We start from the raw sequence: 26424 nt of genomic DNA, 5'->3' as shown, positions 1-26424 counted from the left end.
TGCCCATTGTAGTTAAATCGAAGCCCGCGCCGGTTGCAGTCAGAGCCAGCGCATTTGGGGCGGCATCGGTGCCGAGCAGTGTCGCGGTGTAGGACTGGCCCAGCACCACCCGCACCACGGCCGGAGTTGTTTCAGGGATTGGCTCGGGTGGAAACGAGGTGGTGAGTACCGGCGTAGTGCGGGACGGTGGAGCGGCCATAAAGGCCACCCGTATCGTGTCGCGTTTAGGCAGCGCGCAGCCGTTGTCGGCCACCACTACATCGAGCAGGTACACTTTGCCCTGCGTGTCGGCGCAGGCCGGAAAGCAAAGCGTGGCCGTAAGCGTATCGGGCTGGCCGCTAACGCCTACTGTGCTGCTGGTGTTGGTGGTAAAGCTCGGGGCCGTGGCCGCATCCGTGAAATTGACCGGCCGGGCCGTGAGCGTGAGCGTCGAGCTGGGGTCGGGGTCAGAATAGCGGATGGTCAGGCAGCGCGGTTCGCCCGGCAGTAGGCGCACCGTGTCGCGACCCGCTTGGTAGCGGCGGCCACTGGCTTGCACGGTTACGGCGGGCGGATTATTCTGCGGGCAGCCGAGTACGTAGAGTTGAAAGTCACGCCGGGTTTCGCCGATTTTTACGCCCTTGCGGTACTCAGCGCAGCGTACCCCGAACACAAACAGTCCCACCCGGCTGGGCCGTACGGTGAGTTTGCCGGTGCGCGCGTCAATGCCCAAGGCGGGTGCGCCCGGTATCTGGTTGGCGGCACTCAGCCCAGCAACCCAAGTTACGGGCACATATGGCGCTGCGGCCGGGGCGGGCGTATTGTTGAGCGCCGTTGAATGGCCGTTGAGCGGCGTTACCATGTCGTAGACCAGCGAGTCGCCATCGGGGTCCTGGCCGCCGAAGTCAAAGTAAAACAGGTTGCCTAAGCAAGCATAGTCGCCCAGAGCCGGGAAGATGCGGGGCGTCGAGTCGATAAAGGCCGCGCCGTTGCGCACGACGGCTGGGAACTCCAGGTAGAAGGTCTGGCCGGCGTTGGCCGCGTTCTGAATGTTGCTGATGCCGTTGTTGCGGCAGCACCGCTCCACGGCAGCATAGTAGCCATTAACGCTGGTGTAAGTGGTTGCGTCGAGCAGTAAATCTCTGCTATACACCAGCTTGCGCGTACTCAGGTTGCCTTGGGCGCAGGCCGGGTTGGTGTAGCTGACAAACGTGTTGCTGGTGAGCGGCAGCACCACACTCGTGAGTTGCCGACTCGTCGCCTTGTCGAAAATGCCAGCCGTTAGCGCCTGGTCGAGCGCCCCCGGGTTCCCATTGATGGCGTCGAAGTACAAGGTCAGCGTTAGGGTGTAGGTGTTGCCACTGCGGTGCAGCAAGTCTAGCTCCCCGCCCACAATGTGCGTAGCCCAGGCCGGCCCCGCCAGCAGCACGAGCAGCAAACTGCCCAGAACCGCCGGCATCCAGCGCCAATAACAGGAATAGAGAAATCTCATGGAAAGCAACAACTCGTATACTATTAACAATCAAGGCTGCTCACGATGCGCCTTACTGCTGGCATTTCCGGGGCGCCCCCATCTGCGGGCGAGGCCAACCCGCTAAGTGCCGGGTGATTTCGAGCGCGCTAAGCGGGACTAGGCTCGGCCCCAGGGCAGCTTGCTCACGTTCGGGCTTCCACTCCTGACTAGCTAGCAATTCCTCGTAGAGGACATTCAACTGATTTAGAATGTCTCTTTGGTTCCGGGTGTTGATGTTCAAGCCCCGCTGGACAAGGCTCTGGCGCTCGGACCGGTTGAGCACGTGATGCTGCGGCTTGTGGTAAGGCTGCTACCCGGCGCGAACACGAAATCTGTTGCCCGATAGGCAACCCCTTGGGCCAGCCGGCACACAACTGCCCGGCGGCGCAACCGCCAGCCGCTGTCTTGGCTCGTCAGCCCACGTTCGAAAAAAGGAGCGATGCTCATACATAAAGAATTTTGTAATCAGTTAACCCCATAACTACTGCGTCTGCAATCCAGACTGTGCGCCGTCTCACAGGCGGTTTAGAAGTAAGATGCATGAACGGAGTCCTCCCCCCTGCGCCGCCGATTTTTATTTTTTATAGTCACCCGTATTTTTGGTAAAGCACTGCTATTCACAGTGTAGATAATTATTTGCTGGCTTCTTAGGTGTTGCCGCCCGCAGGCAGGCACTGGCCACACTAGCAAGCGTGGTGTAACCAGTAGCGGTTAGGGGGTTGAGAAAGGCAATGATGGCTTATGGGTTCGTCAAGCGGGCGGGAACCAAGAGGCCCGCGCTAACTGGTAGGCATGTGTGGGCTGACGGCGGGCCGGGCGCTGTGGCCGGAGTTGTAGGAATCAAGGGCGGCTTGCAGGGTGGGTAGCGTGTTGCTGTGCTTATAGAGAGCCGTTAGGGGCACGTTGCACGAACTGGGCGTGCGGAAAGCTGTTGTTGGTCCCGCGTTGGGGTTGGCCTTCCTCGCGCTGTCGGCTAGTGAGCACGTGCAGCTGATAGTTGCTGAGCGTGAGGCCGCTGTGGCATGTGGTGCAGCGCTTAGAAGTGCTTCGCGCAGGGCTAGCGGCCGGCACAGGTTGACTTCTTATAGAAAAGCGTTTCCCGCCGTAGGCAGAAAACGCTTTTTGCTTGCCCAGTAAGAGCCCGATAGTGTAATGCTACCTGAACCTGCGGCATCATAGCGGGCCGATGAGTTGTACACCGAATTGCCCTCTGCTGAGAGTGGAAACAGGCTGTTTCTATTCTCAACAGAGGGCAATAGGAGGCAGGCAACTTAATAGTAAACCCACTTTGCAGGACGAGGCCCCATGTACTTGTTAGGGTCCCTTTGTGCCCATCATCTGGACAGCGGATTCACTTATTCCTCTTCGCCAGTCGGCACATCAGGGCCAGTGGGCAGATTGAGCAGGGGTCCAAATAGCAGCGCATTGGTGAAAAGGCGGTCCGTGCCATGCCAGTAGTGCCGGAAGTTCGGGTCGTCGGCGAAGAGGATAACTCGGCCGCTTCCAGACTTGCTGACCACCACGGCGGCCGAGTTGCTGATCTGCCGCAGGTTGTTGCGCGACACGTAGCCGCTCACCAGAGGCGCGGGCGCATATTGGGCTACCGTAGCGTAAGGGTTGCGGCTGGGCCGCAAGAAGGTGGTGCCGTTGCGGAACACGAATAGCCGTCGGCTGGTCAGTCCGAAGCCGATGGGGTTAGTAGGGTCCACGCTGGCTTGGTAGATAGAGCCCGCAATAGCGCGGGTGCCCTCTTGCTCTTGTTCCACGAAATCAACCCGCTTGGCAAAGGGCAGTTCGCTTTTCTTGGGCCGCTGGGTGGCTTTGGGGGCGGGCGGCGTGGCTTCGGCCATTGCCACGGCAAAAGCAGTGGTGTCGGCCCAGCCGCCGTTGACCGGAATCAACAGTTTCTCTTTCACAATGCCTTGCTTGATAGCCCACTCCGAGGCGTTTTTCAGGGTGATAAGCGTACCGCCATCCGTCACCCAACGCCGGATTTTGTCGACGGCCACTTTGTCGAGGGTAGCGTAGCTGCCGCCTACCAGCACCAAGGCAGTGTAGCGGGCGAGCGAGGCCCGGCCCACGTTGCTAAGCTCCACGCGGCTCAGCGGCAACCCAAGGTGCTGACTGGCCACAAACCAGGCCTCGCCCACTTCGGCTACGTTGGTGCCCGCGCCCACCAGCAAGGCTGCTTTAACTTCAGGCACGGTGCGTACGTTGTTGGAACCCAGGTCGATGCCGCCCACGCTGAAACCGGTGCTAACGCCGGTGAACGTAACCTGGGCTTGCCGGCTCACCCGGCTCACAATCTGAAACACCGAATCGGCGGGTAGCTTCTGCGTTGCCACCGGTACCACCAAGGAGCCATACCCGAAGTCTACGGGCTGGGCGGTAGTGCCGGCCCGAAAGGGCTTAAACGCCGTTTTCACCGCCAGCCCAGCCTTTTGCAAGGCCACTAAGGCCTTCGGAGCGTTGTAATCCGACCACGGTAGCAAATAGGCGTAGCTGCTGGCCCCGCCATTGACGGTGCCGCTTAGAGGTTTTATGGCCACTACCGGTGCGCCCTGCACCAAGCTGGTGTTTTTCTGCTTGGCCAGCGGCAGCCCGTAGGCATGAGCCTGGCTCCAACCGGTTACGTCGTAGAATACGCTGTCGTGGAAGGCAGTTACCTCTTCAAACAAGGAGTGAATAATGCGGTACTGGGGTTGGGTAGTGGGCACTACGTAAGCTTTGCCTTGCTCGAACGTCTGCTTGTCGAGCGTGACGGTCTTGCCTAGCTCGTGCACCCGGATCTTGTGTTGGAGCAGCAGTTCCAGAAAACGGTTGGTGAGCGTCGGGTCTTGGGCGCTGCCAAACACGTAGGCTTTGGTCGGAAACTTGTTGGCCGCCGTCAGGGCCGAGCTGAAGAACTCGCGCTGGTGGCGCAAATACAGTTCCCGCTCTTCCACCGCCCCGCGTACGGTCGCCAGCCCGGTAGCCACGTGGTTGCGGATGGTGACGGGAAACTTCACGACGCCGTTGCCGCCTTCCTGCGCCAACCCGCGGGAGCTGCCCACCTCGAACGTGGCGCCCACGCCGCCCTGAAAATCCGGGTAAGTGGAGCCGTAGATGGGCGACAGGTTGTCGAATTGCTCTTTGGTCCAGTACAGAGCGCCGAGCTGATCAAGCGCCTGGGCGTGGTACTTGGCCAGGTGCACGTTCAGCACCTCGTAGGTGGCCCGCGGAATCAGGTCGTTTTCGGTGCTCAGCGGCTTGGTGGGCTCGAAGTAGTAGGTGCTGCTGGTGCCCATCTCGTGAAAGTCGATCATCACGTTGGGATACCACTCGTGGAAGAAGGCCATCCGGGCCCGGCTCTCGGGCTGCGTCAGGGCCAGCCAGTCGCGGTTGAGGTCGGTGTAGAAGTGGTTGGTGCGGCCGTTGGGCCAGGCTTCGGTGTGCTCCCGGTCGAGCGGGTCGGTTACCGGGGGCCACGACTTGTTTTGGTCGAACCAGTGCGAGGCCCGGTCGCGCCCGTCGGGGTTTTCCAGCGGGTCGAGGGTGATGATGGACTGGTCGAGCCACTGCTTGGTTTCGGGGGCGGTGGAGGCTGTGAGGTAATAGGCCGTGAGCAGGGCGGCTTCCGAACTAGAACTTTCGTTGCCGTGCACACCGTAGTTGAGGCTTATAACCACCGGCAGCTTGCCATAGTCGGGCGCGGACTGGGAAGGATCTACCAGGGCCTTACGCTCGGCTTGCAGCTTAGCCAGATTCTGTTGATGTTCCACCGACGTGATGGTAGCCACCACCTGGGGCCGCTCCTCGAACGTCTTGCCCAGCACCCGCAAACTCACCTTGTCAGACACCCGATCCAGCTCACGTAAATACGCCACAATCTGGTCGGAGCGGGTGTAGTGCGAGCCAATAGGATACCCCAAGAACTGCTCGGGGGTAGGGACAGCCGGGTCGAAAGAGCCAGCCGGCGCTTTGGGAAAGTAGAAGCCAATGGAGCCAGCAGTCTGGGCAGCGGCTGGTGCCAGTAGGCCCAAGCCAAGGGTCAAGAGAGCTGTGGAGAAGTATGCTTTTAACATAAAAGTTGAGAGAAAATCAAGAGTCAATAAATGATGGTCCAGAAAGACCGGCAAGCGAGGTCCTCGGGCAAGCATAGCCTAATGCAACCGTTGAAGCCGACTCAAGCCCTTGCTAACCGCCTGCTGTCATTCCGCGCATCAAGCGGAGAGAGGAATCTGGGTACAGATGATGGTTTTTAGTACCCTGGGTTCTGCTCTAAATCCGGGTCAGCCACTAGGTCATTGAAGGGAATCGGGAACAGCCAGCGGCGCTGGTCGGTGACGCCGAGCACCACGCCAGCGCGGCCAGTGCGCACGAGGTTGAACCACCGGTCGGCCTCGAAAGCAAACTCGATGCGCCGCTCGTTTTCGATAGCCAACAGCAGGGCATCGGCAGTGGCAGCCGTACTGGCGGGCACGCCGGCGCGGCTGCGCACGGCATTCAAGTCGGCCCGCGCTTCGGTGAGCTTGCCTTGTTTAGCGCGGGCTTCGGCCCGAATCAGGTACTGCTCGGCTAGGCGCAACACGTAGCTCGGGTCGTCGCGCTGGGCCGACCGGCTATAAAGATTGCCGTACGTGACGCTGGTCCCGGCAATGGTGGTGGTAGCCAGCAAGGCCGAGCGGTTGCCGCCCACCGCAGGGTCGTTGAGCAGGGCAATAGCAGTCGGTACTGGCTGGAAGTTGAATTGCCCGCCCAAGGCACTCGGGAACCAGTTGTTCCACATAGTGTTGGCGTCGGAGTTGCTGAAGGTCAATTCCAGAATGGATTCCCGGCTCAGGAAGGGCGCCGTGGAAATGGTGCGGTAGGGCGTCACCAAGCTATAGTTGGCATTGCCAATTACCTGCGTGGCATTCACTTCCGCTTCCGCCCACTGCTGGCGATAGAGTTGCAAACGGGCGCGCAGGGCGCGGGTGGTGGCTTTCGTGGCCCGGTTGCGGGTGGCTGCTTCGGGCAACAACGCTTCGGCTTCAGTCAGGTCGGCCAGCACTTGGTCGTAGGTTTGAGCAAGCGTGCTGCGGCGCACTTCTTGGCCGTTTTCCTTGGTGCGGGTGGGCGTCAGCACCAGCGGCACACCGCCCCAGCCGCGACCCAAATCGAAGTACACCAAGGCCCGCAGGAAGTAGGCTTCGCCCAGCAGTTGGTTTTTCTCGGCCACGGGCAGCAGCGGGTCCTCGACGGCCGGCAAGGCGGCAATAACGTTGTTGGCGCCGTTGACAGCCTGGTACATCTGCGTCCAGGCTTCGGTAATTAGCACGTTGTCAGCACTGAGCTGGTTCTGGTCGATTTGCAGGAACTGGTTGAGCGTGCCGTTGAAGCGCACGTCTTCGCCGGGCAGAAAGCCGAGCACCGGCCAGTTCAATTGGTAGTACGCTTGCACCCGGTCATAGACGCCGATGGTGGCCGAGCGGGCGCTGCCGGCGTCCGTGATAGCGCGGTCGTCGGGCAGTTGCTGCACCGGCGTGGGCTCCAACAAGTCGTTGCACGCTGATAGTCCTAACGTGGCAGCGGCGGCGTGGAACGCGAAAAGAAGGCGATAGATCGTCTGTTTCATCTAGAGTAATGCTTAGAGTCCGACTGTTACGCCCACCTGAAATGTGCGGGGTTGGGGCACCGTGGCCCAGTCGATGTTTTTGCTGTTTTGCACGCCGCTTTGCGAGTTGATTTCCGGGTCGAGGCCGGAATAAGGCGTGATAGTAAAGAGGTTAGCGGCCTGCACGTACACCCGCAACGAGTTCAGGTGCGCCCGCCCCACCACTTCCTTCGGCACCGTGTAGCCCAGTGTGAGCGTGCGCAACCGCAGGAACGAGCCGTCTTCCAGGTACCGGTCGCTCAAGTTCTGCACCACACCGCCGTAGTTGTTGCTGGCCGCGTTGGTGGTCAGGCGCGGCACGTCGGTTTGGTCGCCGGGCTGTTGCCAACGGTCCAGCTGCTCGCGCAAATAGCCGATGTTGCTTTGCGTGCCGCCGTGCACCAGGAAAAAGCGGTTCATGTTCATGATTTTTGCGCCCTGCTCGAAGTTCAAGAGGAACCCAAAGTCAAAGCCCTTGTAGCTCACCGAGTTGCTCACGCCCCCGAAGAAGTCGGGCCAGGCGTTGCCCACCAGCTTGCGGTCGGCCACCGAGAGTTGCCCGTCGCCGTTCACGTCTTCGTACTCGGCGTCGCCGCTTTCGGGGTTCACGCCGGTTTGGTGGTAGAGCCAGAACGAGTACAGCGGCGCGCCTTCTTCCAACCGGAAAATGTCGCGCGAGCCGGCCGTGATGGGGGCGGCTAGTTTCTCGATCTTGTTCACGTTGCGGGCCAGGTTGAAGGTGGTGCTCCACTGCACCGCGCCCTTGGGCAGCCAGTTAGCCGTCAGCTGCACTTCCACGCCCTTGTTGCTTACGGCCCCATAGTTTTCCACGATGGAGGCAAAACCGGTTTTGCGCGGCACCGGCACATTCAGCAGCAAGCCCGAGGTGTATTTGTCGTAGTAATTCAGTTCGAGTTGCAAGCGGTTTTGCAGCACCGCTGCATCCAGCCCCACGTTCCACTGCCGCGTCGATTCCCAGCTGAGGTTGGGGTTAGCCAGTTGCAAAGGCGCCGTGCCCGGCAAATCCAAGTAGTTGGCCCCACCTTGTACCAACCCCAGCGCGGCAAAGTCGCTGATGCCGGCCTGGTTGCCCGTTTTGCCGACGCTAGCACGCAGCTTGAGCTCCTGAAATACGTTCAGATCTTTGACGAAGCTTTCTTCACCCAGGCGCCAGCCCAGCCCCACGGCCGGAAAGTAGCCCCAGCGCTTATCGGCTCCGAAGCGCGAGGAAGCATCGGCCCGTACGCTTACATCGGCGGTGTAGCGCTGCTTGAAGCTGTAAGTCGCCTTCCCGAAGAACGACAGTAGCCCAGCCTCGGAGCGAGCCGACGAACCCGTTTGGGTGGCCGCCGAAGCAATGCTGGTTAGCTCGTTGCTCGGAAACTGCTGCCCGAACAGGGAGGTGCGCTGAAACGTGTTTTTCTGGATGGTATTACCTACCAGCGCCTGCAACGAGTGGTCGCCGAAGTCCACGTTGTAGTTCAGCGTCTGCTCGTTGAGGAGCGTGATGTCGCGCGAGAGGTAGGACGTGGCCGTGCCGCGCGGCTGTCCGGCCAGAATCAGCGTGTTGTTGAAGTTGTTTTCGTACATCTCGTTGAAGTCGATGCTCCAACTGCTGCGCAAGGTCAGGTTCTTGAGGAAGCGGTACTCCCCGTAGAGGTTTGAGATGCCGCGGGTGCCCACTGCGTCGTTGTTGAGGTTGTCAATCAGCGCCTGGTGGTTGTCGAACGAGCCATACTTGGCATACGAGCCATCGGGGTTGTACACCGGCAGGTTGGTGCGCGGAAACAAGGCCGAGTTGATGACGCCCACCGGGTTGTTGTCGTTGCTGCTTACGTTGCGGTGCGTGCGAGTCAGGGCGGTACTGGTGCCGATGCGCAGCTTGTCGCTCACCGAGTTGTCGAGGTTGACGCGCAAGCTGAACCGGTCGAAATCGGTGGGCCGGGCAATGGCTTCCTGCTTGAAATAGCCCGCCCCGATGTAGAACTGCGTTTTCTCGGAGCCTCCCGCCGCCGACAACTCGTAGCTCTGGGTTTGGGCCGTGCGGAACACGTCGCTCAGCCGGTCGTAGGTTTGCTGCTCTTCCGGCAAGCCGCGCCCGCCGGAGGCTACGGAGTGGTAAGGCAGCAGCGTGGGGTTGCCGCCATCGTTGAGAAACCGCTCATTTTCCAGTTCGGCCAACTCCGGCCCAGTCACTAGCTCGTACTCTTTCGGCGCCTTCGACTGGGCCTGGTAGGTGTTGAAGGTGATGCGGGTTTTGTCGCCGGCCTTGCCGCGCTTGGTGCGAATCAGCACCACGCCGTTGGCCCCGCGCGAACCGTAAATGGCCGTAGCGTTGGCGTCCTTCAACACTTCGATGCTCTCGATGTCCTGCGGGTTCAAATCGGCCAATGGGTTGGAAGCCACTTGGTTGCCGAGGCCAGTGGCTACCAGGTTGGTGTTGTTGATGAACACGCCGTCCACCACGTATAGCGGGTCGTTGCTGGCATTCACGGAGTTGCTGCCCCGGATGCGGATAAACACGCCCCCGCCCGGCACGCCCGAGTTGGCCGATACCTGCACGCCGGGCGCTTTGCCTTGCAAGAGCTGGTCGGGACTGGCGGCCGGAATGTCGCGCAGCTCGTCGCCCTTCACCGAGCTGATGGCGCTGGTCAGGGTTTTGCGGTTCTGCTCACTGTAGCCCGTCACCACCACTTCCGACAGCTGCTTGACGTCGGATTTCAGCGCAATCCGCACCGTGCCCGACGTGACGTTCACCGTCTGGCCCACGTAGCCCACCGCACTAACTACCAAGGTGGTACTGCCTGCGGGCAGACTCAGGGTAAACTGCCCATTAGGATCAGTGGAAGCGCCCACCGTAGTGCCTTTAACGACCACCGTTACGCCCGGCAAGGGGCTGCGGTCGGTGGCATCGAGGATGGTGCCCGTCACGGTTTGCGCCGTCTGGGCGAAACCTGTACTAGCAAAGCTCAGCAAGGCAATGGGCACAGCCCCAAGAGTAGATAATTTCATATGAAAGAAGAGTGTAGTGACAAATGAAGCCCGCTCGGTTTGGCGCTGTCCGGCGGCATTAAGCCGCGCCTGTGGGGGTGCTGCGGCCGCCGCCTACCTGCCGGTATTAGCTTATTAGAGCGCTTTAAGTGCGTGAAAACTTGAAATACGGGACTTGTCTCCGGCCCGACCTTGGGCGTCGTTAGGCGAAATCCGGCGGGGAAATTCGGCGGAAAACGGGTTGCGAAGCGAAGTATTTGCTGCCCCCGGAAGTGCTTGGCCACCACGTTGGTAACCAATATATAAGGGGCGAGAGGAGGCCAGCGGGGCACAGTAGTGCCCGGGTGCGGGGTAGCTGACGGGCACGCTACCGCCTTCCGCTACAACGAGCAAACAAGAAGGAAAAAGGGAAGTACCCGGTCCTTAGCAGCTCATGCCCATCATCCGCATACAGACGATCGGACGCATGAAGCCACAACACCCATGCTGTACGGCAGCGCGGGTGACGAATGGGACGGCAAAGCTGGTGAAGGTGCTCACGGCGTTGTTGTTTTTATATGGTCAGGACTTGGCACCGTTCCGGATGTTCCGGGGGTTGTCGGCGGTTCATAGAGCCTGTCTCTCCGCGCCTCTGTATAAAAACAATCCTTTACTTTATTGGAAAGAATTGATGTTGCAAATGTAGGCGAGCATTTTTTAGAAATCCAAATTTATTTTTCTTCTATAGTGCTTCGGAAATTCATTGGGGCAAGCAAGTTCCTGGAAGATTCACACTCGGATTGTTGCGCCGTATCGGCCGCCGCATTATCTGACCTCTACTTCACTCGTAAGTAAGCATGTATGGCTTGCTCTTTAGGCAGGTGGCCTTATGCTATCTTTTTTGCCTTGCTTTTAGCGAAATCAAGCTTTGTCAGCGGCGCAGCCAGGGAAAAACCAAAACATTCTTTAAAAGGTAACTAGTGATTACCGTTGTTTGGGCGCCTGCTGAAACTCCACCGCAACAAGTTTTGGCGTCACTTTCTGTATTTCACCTGGCCCTTTGTGGCAACTCGCTATCCACTTTGTTTGCATGAAACTTCTTCACCTCCTACTCGCAGTTTTATTGCTTCGCTCGGCTGTATCTCTCCAGGCCTGGGCGGCCCCGCCTCATAGTATCGAGGCTGCCAAAAAAACCGGGGCCATTGCGCGGATCGACCCCACTTTCTGGTGGGTGGGGATGAAGAACCCCGAGTTGCAGTTGCTCGTGCACGGTCCGGGAATAACTGAAAGCCAAGTGGCTTTGGCCAGTTACCCCGGGGTGTCCCTCAACGGCATGCAGCGACTGCAAAGCTCCAATTACCTGATAGTTAATCTCACCATCAGCCCTTCAGCTCAGCCGGGCAAGCTCAAGCTGACTTTCACAGGCAAAACCAAAACCACCTACGAGTACGAGTTGCGCCCCCGCGTAACCGGCGACAAAAGTCGGGTACAGGGCATCACGAGCGCAGACTTCATCTACTTTCTGATGCCGGACCGCTTCGCCAACGGCAATCCTCAAAACGACATCATTAAAGGCACACGCCAACACACGATTGCGCGCGACTCGATGTACGCCCGCCACGGCGGCGACCTGAAGGGCATCGAACAACACTTCGACTATCTTAAGTCGATGGGCGTAACCGCAATCTGGCCCACGCCGGTTGTTGCGAATGACATGCCCAAGGCCAGTTACCACGGCTACGCGCTAACCGATTATTACGCCATCGACCCGCGCTACGGTACCACCGAAGAGTACCGCCAATTTGTGTTGCACGCGCACCAGCAGGGCTTGAAAGTGGTGCATGATGTAGTGCTCAACCACATGGGTAGCTATAACTACTTGTTTCTGGATCAGCCCGCGCCGGACTGGTTTCACCAGTGGCCCACGTTTACGCGCAGCAACTACAATAATGCGCCTCTCAACGACCCCTACGCTTCCCAGGCCGATACCAAGCTCTACAACGAAGGCTGGTTTGACACCAGCATGCCCGATATCAACCAAGCCAACCCCTTGGTAGCCAACTACCTGATTCAAAACTTTCTGTGGTGGGTGGAATATACTGGCCTCGACGCATACCGGATTGATACCTACCCGTATTCTGATCCGCAGTTTCTGCTGAAGTGGGGGCAGGCCTTGCTGGACGAATATCCACAACTCGGGTTGTTTGGCGAATCGACGGTGCACAGCCCGGCCCAGGAAGCGTTTTTTGTGCGCAACGTATTCCAGCCAGTGAATTCTTTTAAAGGCAATTTGCCAAGTGCCCTCGACTTCCCCCTGAACGGGGCAATTGGGGAAGCCTTAAACCGGGAGCACGCCGACATCAGCAAGTTGTATTACGCACTACAGGCCGACTGGATGTACCAGGACCCCACCCGCAACGTCATCTTCCTCGACAACCACGACCAAAATCGTTTCTATTCGGTAATCGGCGAAGATTTCAACAAGATGAAGATGGGGCTGGCTTGGCTTTTCACTATGCGCGGCACCCCACAGCTTTACTACGGCACGGAGTTGCTAATGAAGAACTTCGCTAACCCCGACGGACTGGTGCGCGCCGACTTTCCTGGCGGCTGGATGCAGGACCCACGCTCGGCCTTTACAACTGCCGGCCGCACAACGCAGGAAAACGAGGCTTTCACGTATGTCCGCACGCTCGGCACTTACCGCAAAACGCACCCGGTGCTGCACACCGGCAAACTGATGCAGTTCATCCCGCAGGACGGTATCTACACGTACTTCCGCTATGATGGGCAAGGCAACACGGTGATGGTGCTCATGAACAGCAACAAGGAAACAAAAGGCGTAGATTTGACGCGCTTTGCCGAGCGGTTAACTGGCTACTCGTCGGCTCTAGATGTGTTAACCGGGGCCACTATTGCCAACCTGAAAACGGCGCAAGTACCCGCCTCCACAGCCTTGGTATGGGAGCTACGAAAATAAGGTTGGACTACTTCCCCAGGCAGCTTAGCCACTGCTAAGGCAGATCAGGCTGGTTAGGGCCAGATGTGGTCCTCTCTTGTTTTCATTTTTACTAACAGTTCCCTGCACAAGGCAGTGCCCGTAGAGTGCTTGGGCTGAGTTAGCACCTGCTTTGGCGTGACCGTCGTGCATAGCTGAACTTTATTGCTATTGGTCGCGCCTGGTGCCACTAAAAAATAACGAGAACTAGGCAGGGCCTGTTGGCCACCCTGTTCCGCGTGGCTTTGAACTACTGCTTAGCTTGGTGCAAGCGAGAGTAACAAACGGATGCAGGATCGGGAAATGGAAAGAGGTATGCGGCAGCTAGCTGCTACCAGACGGCGTATAAATTCCAGCTGATGTGCATCAAAATGGGCACCCACAGTGAGCGGGTGTAGTAGCGAGCTAAGCCGAGCAACAAGCCAAAACCGAAGATGATGCTTATCACCACGAGGGTGTAGTCGCTATGCAGCAGCGACCAGCCTGCGGCGGTTACTGCCACCACCACACCAACCGGCAGGCCCGCCGTCCGCAGGCGCGAAAAAATGGCGCCCCGCACCACCAGTTCCTCGGCCAGAGGCCCAAGCACGCCCACGCCCAACACGCGAGCCAGCGATACCCATAGGGGTTGCGCTTGCCAAGAACCGAAGTTGAACGGTCCGCGCCAGGGCAGCACGTAGTCTGTAAGGAGCATCCAAGCTAGAGTCAAGGTCAGCCACAGCAGCAAGGAGCGAAGCGGTGGACGGACGAAACCCAGGTCCTGCGTTAGAGACAGGTTCCGCACGCGGCTTATTACCAGTATGAGAGCAACAGCAGCTAGGGGCAAGAGTACTTTGGCGGCCGGGTTGCCCGCAGACAGAACGCTAGCGGATAGCAGAAGGAGCATGTAGCGAAGAGCAAGATGTAGTTTAGCAGACTAACTCCCGTCTACAGGGTTGCACGGCAGCGAGCAACTCTTTTACTACCCGTAAGCTGCTCGTGTAATTGCTTCTAGGTTTGGTGGAAACGCGAGAAGTTGGAACCTCTTTAAGCGAAGGGCTCATCAAGCTAACGACCCGAATTGATAGTACTAACCGTTTGCACAGCCGGAAGAACCGGGCAGAGCGTATCGAGAGGTGGCGAAGCACTAGCTAAGCAGACCGGTACGCGGAATACAGGAGAACTTGATCAGAACAGCCTATCGTTTTCGGCATGCCAATTGCTATATGCTTATTTTTATAGTATTGACTTTTATGGAGAAAAACTACCAAGTAATTGTGGAAGGGCCGTCAAAATTTATTCTTGTTACGGTGTGTTGCTTCGTACTAGGCGCCTGCCTGGCCGTGGAATCTTTCTTATTTTGAGTGCAAGACAACTAGTGGACAATAAGCAAACGCGCATTACGACCGACAATGCGGATTAGGTAATGCCGAGGGTAAAGTGCCATGGCCGTATTTGCCGAGGCAACGGCGAAAATCAACATAATTAGAACCTGCCGTACCGATTCCCTTTTAGAATTAAAAGTGCTGTGTCTTGCCCCTACAGAACGGCTATCGGTTACTTGCGTATAGAGGGTTTATACGTGTTGGGCTCTATTCGCCTAGCCAGTCTTGCTTTAACAAATGCTTTTTTCTCCTCCCTCCGTTGCGCCTTCACACCTAGCTCAGTCGGAGGAGTCTGCTGGGCTGGAGTATGAGTTACACCTGTTCATCGCTGGCACTTCACCCCGCTCAGAAACTGCCCGGCGCAATCTCGAAGCCATCTGTGCTCGCTACCTGCCAGGTCGGCATTCGCTCGCCATCGTGGACTTACACCAGCAGCCGGAACGGGCCGATCAAGACCAAATTTTAGGCGTGCCCTGCCTAGTCAAGAAACGTCCGGGCTTAGTGCGCCGACTGGTCGGCGACCTTTCCGACCACGAGCGGGTGCTTAAAGCGTTGGGGTTGTACTAAGGAGCGTACTTATGCCTTATAATAGCTCGCTTGAGTTCCACACTCCGGCCGGTACCATCATCGGGTGGCGTGACGGTGCCGTGGTGCGGGCTTCCGGAATTCGCTACGCCCGTGCCTCACGGTTTCAACCCCCAGTTGCCGAGCCAGTAGCGGCTACACCTGTTCTCGCGACTTCCCCAGCCCCGGCGTGCCCGCAAGTGGCCGACCCGCGGTTGGCTCTGGCCTTTGGGGACTTTCATACCGACGCCACCTTCGACGAAGACTGCCTGCGGCTTTCTCTCACGCTGCCCGCCGACCGGCAGCCCGAGGAACTACTGCCCGTTATTGTGTGGGTGCACGGCGGTTCGTACGTTACGGGCGCCGGCGACGTGCCCCTCTACGACCCGGTGGCCCTGGTGAGCGAGCAACGAGTGGTATTCGTCGCCGTGACGTACCGGCTCGGCCTGCTGGGCTTTCTCGGCAGCGCAGGCGGCACGCCGCCTAATCTAGGGTTGCTAGACTTGCGGGAAGCCTTGGGCTGGGTGCAACGCAACATCGCCGCGTTTGGAGGCAATCCGTCCTTGGTGACCTTGCTGGGGCATTCCTCCGGTGCGGACGCCATTGCGCACCTAATGGTTGCGCACGGGACGGCTGGCTTGTTCCGGCGCGTAATCCTGCACAGCGCCCCGCTGGGCCTCGCGCGCAATCGTCAAGCCATGACCCGGGCCATGACCGCCGCGGCGGGCACGTTTGAGCCTACTGCCACCGTTGAAGAAGTGCTGGCCCGCGAAGACGTCGTTACCAAAGCCGTGCGCCGGTTTGGGTTGAAAAGCGGGATGCCGTTCGGCACGCAGTACGGCGCGTACCCGTTGCCCGCCGAGCCCGACATTGAGCAGGCCTGGAAAGCGGTAGCTCCCACAATAGACATGCTAATTGGGGCAACGGCCGAGGAAACCCGGTTTTTTGCGGTCATTGACCCCAAGTTTCGTTGGCTGGGACGAATGCCTTTCGTTGGTGCGCAGCTCGCACGCCTGCTAGTCCGCGTCAGCTCAAACCTAATTTATCTGGGGCCTGCCAAAGTATTTGCCCGCCGCCATGCCCGGGCGGGTGGGCGAGCGTACCAATTTTTGGTACTCTTCCAACCCGCTGGCGCTACGTTTGGAGCAGCGCACACCGTGGATTTGCCTCTCTTGCTCGGCACGCCGGCCAGTTGGGGCGCTACTCCGCTGCTGAACAGCGCGAAGTGGGAGGAGATTGATCAGGCTGGACGGCAGGTACGACAGCTATGGATGGATTTTGCGCGTACGGGCTTGTTGCCGGCCCGCGTGAATGTTCCGGGAGTGCTGCGTCTCAATCAGGTGTAACTAGGCTTTTGAATATCTATTAATCAGGATTTTTTCTGCCTAATTCGCCGGCATTGCTCGGAAACCAGTGCTATTAGCTCGGTAAGCCGGGTTGTAGCCTGTGTGGAAGCTGCGCCAGCGGTGGCAGGGCGTAAACAGGGCCGGTTACTACGCCAGGTAGCCTCTGCCTCTGAATGGCTAGGCAAATCACGACCGGTCGATAAAGCCGCTCTTGGCACAAAATGAAAATCGAGCACCTCTCCAAGGCGCATTGCTGAAGCAGTTAACTTGTTAGCTTCTGTGCAACTGCGGCGCAGTTGCTGTTACTCTGCGCCGCGCGGCTAGCGGCGCAGTTTGGTAATCGCTAAAATTGTTTCGCACGTTTTTTTGGCAAATAAGTACGCTGTTCTGCGTACTTGATAACGAATATGACTTTACGTTGATTGCAACTTGGCGGAGCTATAAATCTCAGAGGGCAGTTTTATCTTTGCTTCCTAAGATGAGACCAGTCGTAGCCCTTTTTCTGAGTTTACTGATGCTCGTGGGTGGCTTGATGCCGCAGAACGACGTGGAAGAACTGAGCAAACTCCCGCAGTTGGTTCAGCATTTCCAATACCATCGTTCGTCTCAGGACGGGCAGTTGTCTTTCGGGCAGTTTATGAGCATGCACTATGGCGCAGCAAGCAGCCCGGTGTTCTATTGCCCGTCCTCGCCTGAGCACGACAAGCTCCCCTTGCGCGGACAACACAATTGCCCCAACCTGGAATACCTGGTACCGGCGGCTCGCTTGTTAGTGCCTTTGCAGCAGCGGGCCTGGTGCCGTGCAACGTATCAACTTGCTGACGCACCGCGATACACGTTTGCCTTTCAGCTTGCTCTTCTAGAACCTCCCCGCGCCCAACCCGCAGGTACTTTGGCATTCTGTTAGGCCGACAAACAGCGCTCAGCTGGTAGGTTCTTTCTTGCTCCTGGGCCTTGCCAAAGGGGCCTTGCGGTGGCGGCTTTTTCTGCCGCGCACATGGCCCTGGGTTATGGGCCTTCTCTTTTTACTTACTCTTTCGCGCCTTTCTGCCACTCCGGCAGCCGGACCCCTGGTAGACTGCGCTCTAGCGTGAGCTGTCTAGTAGGGCACTGCGGCGCTAATTCTTACTCTATGCTTTCCAGAATCATTGCGGCCAGCATCCGCAACAAGCTCTTCGTGGCCCTGTTCGTGGTGGCCCTGATGGCCTGGGGGGGCTACTCGGCGCTGCACCTACCGCTCGACGCCATTCCCGACATCACTAGCAACCAGGTTCAGGTTATCACCCAATCGCCGGCCCTAGCGGCCCAGGAGGTGGAGCAGTTGCTCACTGTGCCGCTGGAGTTGCAACTGCGCACCGTGCCGGGCGTGCAAGAAATCCGCTCCACCTCGCGCTTTGGTTTGTCGGTCATTACGGTGGTCTTCGACGACGACATCGACACGTACCGCACCCGCCAGCTGGTGGCCGAAAAGCTTAAATCGGCGGAAAGTAGCTTGAGCCCCGACATGGGCCGGCCGGAAATGGCTCCCATCACGACGGGGCTAGGTGAAATCTATCAGTATTCCTTGCGCGTGGCGCCGGGCTACGAGCACAAATTCTCGCTGGCTCAACTGCGGGAGGTGCAGGACTGGATTGTCAAGCGGCAACTCTCCGGCGTGCCAGGCGTGGTGGACGTAAGCTCGTTCGGGGGGTATGTGCGCCAGTACGAGGTAAGTGTGGCGCCCGACCAACTCAATGCTGCCGGGGTTTCGTTGGCCGAGCTGTTTGCCGCCCTGCAAGCCAACAACGCCAACACGGGCGGTTCTTACCTCGAACACGGCCCCAACGCCTACTTTATCCGGGGCGAGGGGCGGGTCAGCTCTTTGCAAGACATCGGCAACATCGTTGTCAAGCAGTCCGGTACCACGCCTTTGTTGGTGCGCGACGTGGCCACCGTGCGCTTCGGCCATTCGGTGCGCTACGGGGCCATGACCCGCAACGGGCAGGGTGAAACGGCCGGTGGCATTGTGCTCATGCTCAAGGGAGCATCCTCCGAGGAAACCATCCGGGGCGTTAAGGCGCAGGTAGCCGTCATTCAGCAGACCTTGCCCAAGGGCTTGTCTATTGTGCCGTTTCTGGACCGCACCAAGCTTATCGACAAGGCCATTCACACGGTGAGCACCAACCTGCTGGAAGGCGGGGTTATTGTGGTAGCGGTGCTGCTGCTGCTGCTGGGCAACCTGCGTGCTGGTCTGGTGGTGGCCAGCATGATTCCTTTGTGCATGCTCTTTGCGCTGGGCATGATGCGCACCTTCGGGGTGTCAGCCAACCTGATGAGTTTAGGCGCCCTGGATTTCGGTTTGATCGTCGATGGCGCCGTCATTATTGTCGAGGCCATGATTTTCCAGCTCGTGCACTACCGGGCGCAATCGGCCACCGAAACCATGAATGAAGTGGCCGAAACGGCGGCTACGCGCATGATGCGCTCGGCCTTGTTTGGGCAGCTCATCATCCTGATTGTGTACTTCCCCATTCTGGCTTTGACTGGCATCGAGGGCAAGATGTTTCGGCCCATGGCCCTGACGGTGAGTTTTGCCATCCTCGGGGCCATGCTGCTGTGCTTGACCTACGTGCCGGCCGTTGCCGCCTGGGTGCTGCGCAAGGACATCAAGGAAGAGGGCACTTTGGCAGACCGGCTTATGAAGTTTCTCTACCGCGGCTACCAGCCGCTGATTTATGGGGCGCTGCGCTTCCGCAAAACGGTGGTCGGCGCGGCGTTGGGGCTGCTGGCGTTGGCCGTGGGCATCTTCCTGCGGATGGGCGGCGAATTCGTGCCCCAACTTGATGAGGGCGACTTCGCTGTGTACGTGGGGCTGCCGCCGGGCTCTTCGCTGGCTCAGACTATTGCCACTACCACCAAAGTGCAGCAGGTTTTGCTCAGGCAGTTTCCGGAAGTGGAGCAGGTGGTGGGCAAAGTGGGCACCTCGGAAATTCCCACTGACCCGATGTCATTGGAAGACTCCGACCAGATTGTGGTGCTCAAAGACCAGAGTCAGTGGACCTCGGCCCACTCGCGCGAGGAGTTGGCCGGCAAGATGCAGTTGGCGCTGGCGGGCATTCCCGGTATTACGCTGGAGTTTCAGCAACCCATCCAGATGCGCTTCAACGAACTGATTTCCGGCGTCAAGTCCGATATCAGCATCAAAATCTACGGCGACGACTTGGGCGTGCTCTATGAAAAAGCCAACCAGGCTGCTGCCCTGATTCGGCCGCTGGCCGGCGTAGGCGATTTGAAGGTGGAGCAGATTGCGGCCCTACCTCAAATGCGCGTAACCTATGACCGCCAGAAGCTGGCTCGTTACGGACTGAACGTGGCCGACCTGAACACCTTGTTGCGCGCCTCGTTTGCCGGCGACGTGGCCGGGCAGGTCTACGAAGGCGAGCGGCGCTACGACCTAGTGGTGCGCCTGGACTCCGCCCACCGGCGTAGCCTGGGGGATTTAACCAACCTCTACGTTGACCTGCCAAGTGGGCAGAAGGTGCCACTGGCGGAAGTGGCCACGGTAGCTTTTCGGAATGCCCCCACCCAGGTGTCGCGCGACAACGCGCGGCGGCGCATCAACATCGGCGTCAATGTGCGCAACCGGGACGTGGAAAGCCTCGTGAACGAGATTCAAGAGAAGCTTACTTCTCAACTGCCCTTGCCGGTCGGCTACACCTTAACCTACGGCGGCCAATTTGAGAACCTACAGCAGGCCAAGTCGCGCTTGCAGATTGCCGTGCCCGTGGCGCTGGGGTTGATTTTTTTGCTGCTCTACCTCTCGTTTCGTTCTCTCAAGCAAGCCGCGCTTATCTTCACGGGTATTCCGCTGGCGGCCATCGGGGGCATCCTGGCTTTGTGGCTGCGCGGCATGCCGTTTAGTATTTCGGCTGGGGTGGGCTTTATTGCCCTGTTCGGGGTGGCTGTGCTCAATGGTATCGTGCTGCTGGCCAGCGTCAACGAATTTGCCAGCACCGGCGTGCGCAGCGTCCGCACACGGGTGTTGGAAGCCACCGCCGAGCGTTTCCGCCCGGTGCTGCTGACCGCCGCCGTGGCGTCGTTGGGCTTTTTGCCGATGGCCCTCTCCTCCTCGGCCGGGGCAGAAGTGCAAAAACCCTTGGCGACGGTGGTTATCGGAGGGCTGATTTCAGCCACATTGCTTACTCTGGTGCTGCTGCCGGTACTCTACACGCTCTTCACCAAAGATGGGGAGCCCAGCCCCACCGACGACGAAACTTTCGTTCAACCAGTGCCCCAACTAACAGCCGGTGCCCACCGCGGGGTAGGGGTTTTGCTGCTGGTGGGCCTCGGGCTAACCGGGCTGCCGGCTCATGCCCAAACAACTCCCCCTACGGTGGCCTTGCCGGCTCCGGGTACGCCGCTCACTTTGGCGCAAGCCTTGCAAACGTGCTTGCAACAGAGCTTGCTGGTGCGGACTTCCGCGCTGGAAGTAACCCGGCAGCGGGCCCTAACCCGCACCGGCTACGACTTGCCCCGCACCCTGGTTGACGTTCAGTACGGGCAAATCCAGGGGCCACTCAACGATAGGAGCATCAACGTCATTCAGCAGACTTCCCTGCCGGTTTTGTACGCGGCCCAGCGCAAGCTGTTGAAAAGCCAAGCCATGACGGCGGAGCAGCGCGGCCGCCTGCAACAGCGAGAGCTAACCCAGCAGATTCGCAGTGCCTACTACCGCCTGCTCACCGACTATCGGCGGGCCGCCTTGCTGCGCCAACAAGACAGCCTTTACCGGCGGGCGGCGCGGGCCGCCGCCGTGCGCTACCGCACCGGCGAAACCAACCGCCTAGAGCAGGTGTCGGCGGCGGCCCGGGCGCAGGAGTTGCAAAACCGGTTGGCTACGCTGTATACTCAACTGCTGGTGCAGCGGCAGCAGCTAGGAATACTGCTTAACGCGGGCGGCATGCCGGTGAGCATCGACACGACCGCGCAGCTGGTGGCGCCGCTAACAACGGCCGATACGGTGTCCCTCTCCGCTCAAACCAACCCGACGCTGGGCTTGCTGCAACAGGAAGTGGCCGCGAGCCAGCAGCAAACCCGCGTGGAGCAGTTGCGCCGGCTGCCCGATATCCGCGCCGGCTATTTCAACCAGTCTATCAACCACGAAGGGGGCTTTCAAGTCGGTCAGGTTGGCTTGTCGTTGCCCTTGCTGGGGGGCGTGCAAAAAAGCCGGGTGGCGGCGGCCCGCATTGCCGAGCAGGTGGCCAGTAATCAGCTTACTTACGCCCACGCTCAACTGGCGGGCCAGCTGGCCGGCTTGCGGCAGCAGCTAACCCGCGCCCGCGCCTCGCTCACGTATTACGAGCAAACTGCGCTGCCTCAGGCCCGCCTGATCTTGAGCACGGCCGAGAAAAGCCTCCGGGCCGGGGACATCGACTACGTGACTTACGTGGTCAACACCGAGCCCGCCTGGCAGATCCAAGAAGCCTACCTGGCGCAGGCCACGCAATACAACGAATATGTTTTCGCGCTGCAAGCGCTATCCGGTCCCGAGGCGCAGTAGCGCTGGTGCCTTTCAAGAATTTTCTCATGAACCTTCCACTCGTTTCAATGCTACTGACTTCAGCCTTGCGCTGGTCGGCAAGCCGTTATTTGCTTTATGCCGCCCTGCTACTTACGGCGGGCACTTTTTCTGCTTGTCAAACCAAAGGCGAACCCGCCACCGCGCCTACTGACGCGCCCAAGAGTGAGTTGAAGCCGGTGCCTGCCACTACTCAGGAGCTAACCATCAGCCCGGCGCAGTACGCGGCGGCGGGCATCACCACTGGCGGCTTCACCCAGCAGAACATGACCACCGATGTGCTAGCCAACGGCGTGCTCGACGTGCCACCCCAGAGTCAGGTTTCCATCAGTGCCGTGATGGGCGGCTATGTGCAGCAAGTAAAAGTGCTGCCGGGCCAGTTTGTGGCCAAGGGCGCCGTAGTGGCCGTGCTGCGCCACCCCGACTATTTGAAGCTGCAACAGGAATATCTACAGGCCCGGGCCCGCCTCACGTTTCTGCGCCAAGAACTCGCCCGGCAGCAGGAGCTGGACGCCGAAGACGTGGGCGCCAAGCGCCGGCTGCAACAGGCTCAGTCCGAGTTTGCGACCGAACAAGCCACCGAACGGGCCCTGGCCGGGCAACTGCACCTACTGGGTCTAGCACCTGAGCGCCTACGGGCCACGTCGCTCACGCCCAGCGTTGCCTTGACAACTCCAATTGGCGGGTATGTGAAAGCCGTCAGCATCAACCCCGGCCAGTTCGTCAACCCGCAGGACGTGCTGGTGGAAGTTGTGGACCGCACAGGACTGCACCTAGAGCTAAAAGTGTTTGAGAAAGACATTGCGCAAGTGCATAAAGGCCAGCGGGTGCTTTTCAAGATTCCTAACAGTCGACTGGACCGGGAGTTGGAAGCGCGCGTGATTCTGGTGGGGCAGGCCTTCGACAACGATGCGCGCACTGTTAGCGTGCATGCCCACCTAGAGCAGAAATCGGCCTTTCTGCTGCCCGGCCAGTATGTAGCCGCCCGCATCCAAACCGAGGGGGCCCGGGAGCAGACCTTGCCCGAGGAAGCCGTAATTCAGGCCGGGGAGTTGAGCTACATCTTCGCCCGAGAGGGAACGGCCCGCACGGGATACCGCTTCCGGCGCTACAAGGTGAAAACCGGTTCCATTCAGCACGGCGACGTGGCTATTATGCCATTGGAAACGTTGCCCGATACCACGCAGCTTGTGCGGCGCGGCGCCTATTTCCTGCAAGCAGAGTTCACTAAAGGACAGCAGCAGGAATAAATGCTAGGTTACGAGTGCAGAAGCTGAGCAGAATAAAAGCCAACCCCTTACCTCGGGCTGAGCTGTTGCAATGCTAATATTCCTCCTGCTAGGGCACGTTTAAAAAGCAAGCTTGCCCTTAGCAGCCGGTTAATCCACCTATTTCCATAGCATTTGGCTCGGATAAGGCAGGACAAGAAAGTGCAAAAGCTCGCTCTCGTGCTATTTGTAATATAGCAGCAGGGCTCTATTTTTACAGCCAAGTTCCCTTCTTGTGCTCTTGTTCATGATCTTAGCTGATTTACTGGAAGTAGGCTTTCGGGATTCGTTGGAGTGCCCCCCGGCTTGGCAACACAAAGGGCAGGTGGTGTGTCGCCACTTCGGCTCCGCCCTCATCAGTATCCTTTGGTACGCCGATTCCGCCGAAATTGAAGTGCTGGTCGGGGATGTAAACACGCCATTGCTGCATTTCCGCTCCGCTTTGCTGACCCTTTCGCATTTGCAGTCGCTGCTGCGGGACTACTGGCCCGCGAGCGAATAAGCGAGCAAACCTCGACAAGCACCGCCTATAACAGAGCTGTACCAGTGTCCCTAGCCTGCGGGCCACCCTTACCCAGCCCGATAACTCCATCAGGCCCTTGCCTGCCCAACTGGCGGCACCTGTACACTGACCGGCCCCGCTGACTTGTTTTGGGACCGTGGGGGCTCGTATGAACCGAGAATATCAGTTTGATCTGGCTGCGCCAAAAGCTGCTACTAATCTTTGGGCTGACTTCGTTGACCTTCCGGGTGTCGTGGGGGATGCACTCAGGCTTGGCTATCAAAGGCACCATTGATTCAACCTTGAACACACGGTTGCTTTCGGGGAATACAGTAGTAACAGCGGTGCTAAAGCAGCAAGGCGGCCCGGAGCAGGTCGTCTTGGTTACGCACGAAATAGGTATGCTTTTATTCCCTCAAAGGCGAGTGACTCCCGCCAAAGTAAAAGGCTGTCTGAAATCTAATTTCAGACAGCCTTTTACTTCAATAGTAAACTCGCAGTTAAAAATTATCTAATGCGGCGTTTAACGTGGCACTGGGGCGCATGGCTTCTTCAACTTTCTGAGTATCCGGACGGAAGTAGCCGCCTAAGTCAACGGGTTTACCTTGGGCGGCTACTTGCTCTTCTACAATCTTATTCTCATTCGAAGTAAGCTCTTCCGCCAGTGAAGAGAACTTCGCTTGGAGGTCCTGGTTTTTGGTTTGCTCGGCCAACGCCTGTGCCCAATATAAAGCCAGGTAAAAATGACTGCCCCGGTTGTCGATGCCGCCTACTTTCCGGGAAGGTGATTTGTCGTTTTCCAGGAACTTGGCATTGGCTTGGTTCAGTGTTTCGGCGAGTACCTGGGTTTTTTCGTTGTTGGTTTTAAAGGCCAGATCCTCCAAGGAAACAGCTAGGGCTAAAAACTCACCCAACGAATCCCAACGCAGGTAATTCTCTTCCATGAATTGCTGCACGTGCTTCGGCGCCGAGCCGCCGGCCCCGGTTTCGAACAACCCGCCGCCATCCAACAACGGCACAATCGACAGCATTTTGGCGCTGGTACCCAATTCCAGGATGGGAAACAAGTCGGTCAGATAATCGCGCAGCACGTTGCCGGTTACCGAAATGGTGTCTTTCCCGGCCTTGGCCCGCTCGCAGGTGTAGCGCATCGCTTCTACCGGCGACATTATCTGAATATCCAACCCGGCGGTATCATGATACTGCAAGTAACGCTCCACTTTCTCGATTAAATTGGCGTCGTGGGGGCGGTTTTTATCGAGCCAGAAAATAGCGGGGGTGTTGGTAATTCGGGCTCTGGTTACCGCCAGTTTCACCCAGTCCTGCACCGGCAGATCTTTGGTCTGGCACATGCGCCAGATATCCCCTTCCTCTACCGAATGTTCCATCAAGGTAATGCCAGCGGCATCCACCACCCGAACCGTACCACTCTGGGCTATCTGGAAAGTTTTGTCGTGCGAGCCGTATTCTTCGGCCTTCTGCGCCATCAGGCCAATGTTGGGCACGGTGCCCATGGTGGTTACGTCGAAGGCGCCATTTTCTTTGTGAAACCGGATTACTTCCTGGTAGATACCGGCATAGCTGCGGTCCGGAATCAGGGCTTTGGTGTCCTGCAACTTGCCGGCAGTGTCCCACATTTTGCCGGAAGACCGGATGGCGGCCGGCATGGAAGCATCAATAATTACGTCGCTGGGCACGTGCAGATTGGTTATTCCTTTATCGGAATCAACCATGGCCAGGGCCGGACCGTTTTGGTAGGCGGTCTGTAAGTCAGCTTCTATTTCAGCTCGTTGGCTTTCGGGTAACGCTTTAATCTTGGCATACACATCACCCAAGCCATTATTGGGATCTACGCCCAGTTGGGTGAACACGGCCGCGTGCTTCTGGAATACATCCTGAAAGAAAACCGTAACGGCATGGCCAAACATAATCGGGTCCGATACCTTCATCATAGTTGCTTTCAGGTGCAGCGACAACAAAGCGCCTGTGCTCTTGGCATCGGCAATTTCTTTCTCGAAAAAGGCCCGCAAAGCCCGCTTGCTCATTACGGAAGCGTCTATCACTTCGCCAGCCTTCAGGGCTAGCTTTTCCTTCAGGGGTTTGGCGTTGCCATCGGCAGCTACAAATTCGATTTTTACGTCGCCGGCCTGCTCCATTACCACCGACTTTTCGCTGCCGTAAAAATCGCCTTCACTCATGTGGGCCACGTGGGTTTTCGAGTCGGGGCTCCAGGCGCCCATGGAATGCGGGTGCTTTTTGGCATATTGTTTTACCGCATCGGCCACCCGCCGGTCAGAGTTTCCTTCTCTTAACACCGGGTTCACCGCGCTGCCCAACACTTTGGCATATCGGCTTTTAACTTCTTTCTCGGCCTCGCTCTGCGGATCGGCCGGATAGTCGGGGATGTTGTATCCCTGCGACTGTAGTTCTTTTATAGCCGCGGTCAGTTGCGGAATAGAGGCACTGATATTGGGCAACTTGATAATGTTTGCTTCCGGGGTTTTGGCCAGTTCTCCCAGATAAGCTAAATCATCATTCTGTTTTTGGTCTTCAGTGAGGTTTTCTGGGAAGGTAGAAAGGATTCGGCCGGCCAGAGAAATATCCCTGGTTTCAACAGCAATGTCAGCGGCCCGCGTAAACGTTTCAACGATGGGCAAAAAAGAATAAGTTGCCAGAGCCGGCGCTTCATCCGTTATGGTGTAAATGATTTTTGCTGTTTTGGTCTCCATTCTGTTCTGTTGAGTTAGAG

At 58.3% G+C, this 26424-nt stretch carries 14 protein-coding genes, 1 pseudogene and 1 riboswitch; of the genes and pseudogenes, 7 read left to right on the top strand and 8 right to left on the bottom strand.

What is annotated here, in order from left to right; genetic code table 11:
• From ACFE7X_RS21335 to ACFE7X_RS21310, 6 genes and pseudogenes are all read right to left on the bottom strand, one after another.
• Positions 1-1471, bottom strand: a pseudogene (locus ACFE7X_RS21335) (gliding motility-associated C-terminal domain-containing protein); the annotation flags it as partial.
• 52 nt (positions 1472-1523) lie between these two features.
• Positions 1524-1775: a hypothetical protein gene (locus ACFE7X_RS21330; protein ID WP_375437714.1), complete on the bottom strand. Its 252-nt coding sequence runs from the start codon at positions 1773-1775 to the stop codon at positions 1524-1526.
• A 496-nt stretch (positions 1776-2271) separates the two neighbouring features.
• Positions 2272-2394, bottom strand: coding sequence for a hypothetical protein (locus ACFE7X_RS21325; protein WP_375437713.1), 123 nt, complete (start codon positions 2392-2394; stop codon positions 2272-2274).
• A 453-nt stretch (positions 2395-2847) separates the two neighbouring features.
• Positions 2848-5556, bottom strand: a complete 2709-nt coding sequence (locus tag ACFE7X_RS21320; RefSeq protein WP_375437712.1) for a M14 family zinc carboxypeptidase — start codon at positions 5554-5556, stop codon at positions 2848-2850.
• A 176-nt stretch (positions 5557-5732) separates the two neighbouring features.
• Complete coding sequence (locus tag ACFE7X_RS21315; RefSeq protein ID WP_375437711.1) at positions 5733-7088, bottom strand: RagB/SusD family nutrient uptake outer membrane protein; 1356 nt, start codon at positions 7086-7088, stop codon at positions 5733-5735.
• A gap of 12 nt (positions 7089-7100) precedes the next feature.
• Positions 7101-10118, bottom strand: a complete 3018-nt coding sequence (locus ACFE7X_RS21310; protein ID WP_375437710.1) for a SusC/RagA family TonB-linked outer membrane protein — start codon at positions 10116-10118, stop codon at positions 7101-7103.
• Between the two features lie 529 nt (positions 10119-10647).
• Positions 10648-10739, bottom strand: a riboswitch (SAM riboswitch).
• A 427-nt stretch (positions 10740-11166) separates the two neighbouring features.
• Here ACFE7X_RS21310 and ACFE7X_RS21305 point away from each other — a divergent pair.
• Positions 11167-13056, top strand: coding sequence for a glycoside hydrolase family 13 protein (locus ACFE7X_RS21305; protein WP_375437709.1), 1890 nt, complete (start codon positions 11167-11169; stop codon positions 13054-13056).
• 349 nt (positions 13057-13405) lie between these two features.
• Here the strand turns inward: ACFE7X_RS21305 and ACFE7X_RS21300 are convergent, their stop codons facing one another.
• The gene (locus ACFE7X_RS21300) at positions 13406-13960 is read right to left on the bottom strand and encodes a lysostaphin resistance A-like protein (protein ID WP_375437708.1); all 555 of its coding nucleotides are present in this window, start codon (positions 13958-13960) and stop codon (positions 13406-13408) included.
• Between the two features lie 715 nt (positions 13961-14675).
• Here ACFE7X_RS21300 and ACFE7X_RS21295 point away from each other — a divergent pair.
• From ACFE7X_RS21295 to ACFE7X_RS21270, 6 genes are all read left to right on the top strand, one after another.
• The gene (locus ACFE7X_RS21295; RefSeq protein ID WP_375437707.1) at positions 14676-15005 is read left to right on the top strand and encodes a circadian clock KaiB family protein; all 330 of its coding nucleotides are present in this window, start codon (positions 14676-14678) and stop codon (positions 15003-15005) included.
• 11 nt (positions 15006-15016) lie between these two features.
• Positions 15017-16348: a carboxylesterase family protein gene (locus tag ACFE7X_RS21290; RefSeq protein WP_375437706.1), complete on the top strand. Its 1332-nt coding sequence runs from the start codon at positions 15017-15019 to the stop codon at positions 16346-16348.
• A 478-nt stretch (positions 16349-16826) separates the two neighbouring features.
• The gene (locus ACFE7X_RS21285) at positions 16827-17255 is read left to right on the top strand and encodes a hypothetical protein (protein ID WP_375437705.1); all 429 of its coding nucleotides are present in this window, start codon (positions 16827-16829) and stop codon (positions 17253-17255) included.
• Between the two features lie 225 nt (positions 17256-17480).
• Positions 17481-21887 carry a CusA/CzcA family heavy metal efflux RND transporter gene (locus ACFE7X_RS21280; RefSeq protein WP_375437704.1) on the top strand — a complete coding sequence of 1469 codons (4407 nt, stop codon included), beginning with the start codon at positions 17481-17483 and terminating at the stop codon, positions 21885-21887.
• A 26-nt stretch (positions 21888-21913) separates the two neighbouring features.
• Positions 21914-23155, top strand: a complete 1242-nt coding sequence (locus tag ACFE7X_RS21275; RefSeq protein ID WP_375437703.1) for an efflux RND transporter periplasmic adaptor subunit — start codon at positions 21914-21916, stop codon at positions 23153-23155.
• 265 nt (positions 23156-23420) lie between these two features.
• Positions 23421-23675, top strand: coding sequence for a hypothetical protein (locus ACFE7X_RS21270; protein ID WP_375437702.1), 255 nt, complete (start codon positions 23421-23423; stop codon positions 23673-23675).
• Between the two features lie 500 nt (positions 23676-24175).
• On the opposite strand, the gene ACFE7X_RS21265 is transcribed toward ACFE7X_RS21270, so the two are convergent.
• On the bottom strand, positions 24176-26404 hold the full coding sequence (locus ACFE7X_RS21265; protein WP_375437715.1) for an NADP-dependent isocitrate dehydrogenase: 2229 nt from the start codon (positions 26402-26404) through the stop codon (positions 24176-24178).
• Between the last annotated feature and the right edge of the window lie 20 nt (positions 26405-26424).

Origin of the sequence: uncultured Hymenobacter sp. (assembly GCF_964242765.1) — a bacterium.
Classification (GTDB): domain Bacteria; phylum Bacteroidota; class Bacteroidia; order Cytophagales; family Hymenobacteraceae; genus Hymenobacter.
The sequence above is the reverse complement of the archived record's forward strand: the minus strand, read 5'-3'. Positions and strand labels throughout refer to the sequence as shown.

Coding starts and splice junctions, on each gene's coding strand:
- ACFE7X_RS21320 (WP_375437712.1), bottom strand. CDS start 5,556: ATGTTAAAAGCATACTTCTCCACAGCTCTCTTGACCCTTGGCTTGGGC.
- ACFE7X_RS21315 (WP_375437711.1), bottom strand. CDS start 7,088: ATGAAACAGACGATCTATCGCCTTCTTTTCGCGTTCCACGCCGCCGCT.
- ACFE7X_RS21310 (WP_375437710.1), bottom strand. CDS start 10,118: ATGAAATTATCTACTCTTGGGGCTGTGCCCATTGCCTTGCTGAGCTTT.
- ACFE7X_RS21305 (WP_375437709.1), top strand. CDS start 11,167: ATGAAACTTCTTCACCTCCTACTCGCAGTTTTATTGCTTCGCTCGGCT.
- ACFE7X_RS21300 (WP_375437708.1), bottom strand. CDS start 13,960: ATGCTCCTTCTGCTATCCGCTAGCGTTCTGTCTGCGGGCAACCCGGCC.
- ACFE7X_RS21295 (WP_375437707.1), top strand. CDS start 14,676: ATGCTTTTTTCTCCTCCCTCCGTTGCGCCTTCACACCTAGCTCAGTCG.
- ACFE7X_RS21290 (WP_375437706.1), top strand. CDS start 15,017: ATGCCTTATAATAGCTCGCTTGAGTTCCACACTCCGGCCGGTACCATC.
- ACFE7X_RS21285 (WP_375437705.1), top strand. CDS start 16,827: ATGAGACCAGTCGTAGCCCTTTTTCTGAGTTTACTGATGCTCGTGGGT.
- ACFE7X_RS21280 (WP_375437704.1), top strand. CDS start 17,481: ATGCTTTCCAGAATCATTGCGGCCAGCATCCGCAACAAGCTCTTCGTG.
- ACFE7X_RS21275 (WP_375437703.1), top strand. CDS start 21,914: ATGAACCTTCCACTCGTTTCAATGCTACTGACTTCAGCCTTGCGCTGG.
- ACFE7X_RS21270 (WP_375437702.1), top strand. CDS start 23,421: ATGATCTTAGCTGATTTACTGGAAGTAGGCTTTCGGGATTCGTTGGAG.
- ACFE7X_RS21265 (WP_375437715.1), bottom strand. CDS start 26,404: ATGGAGACCAAAACAGCAAAAATCATTTACACCATAACGGATGAAGCG.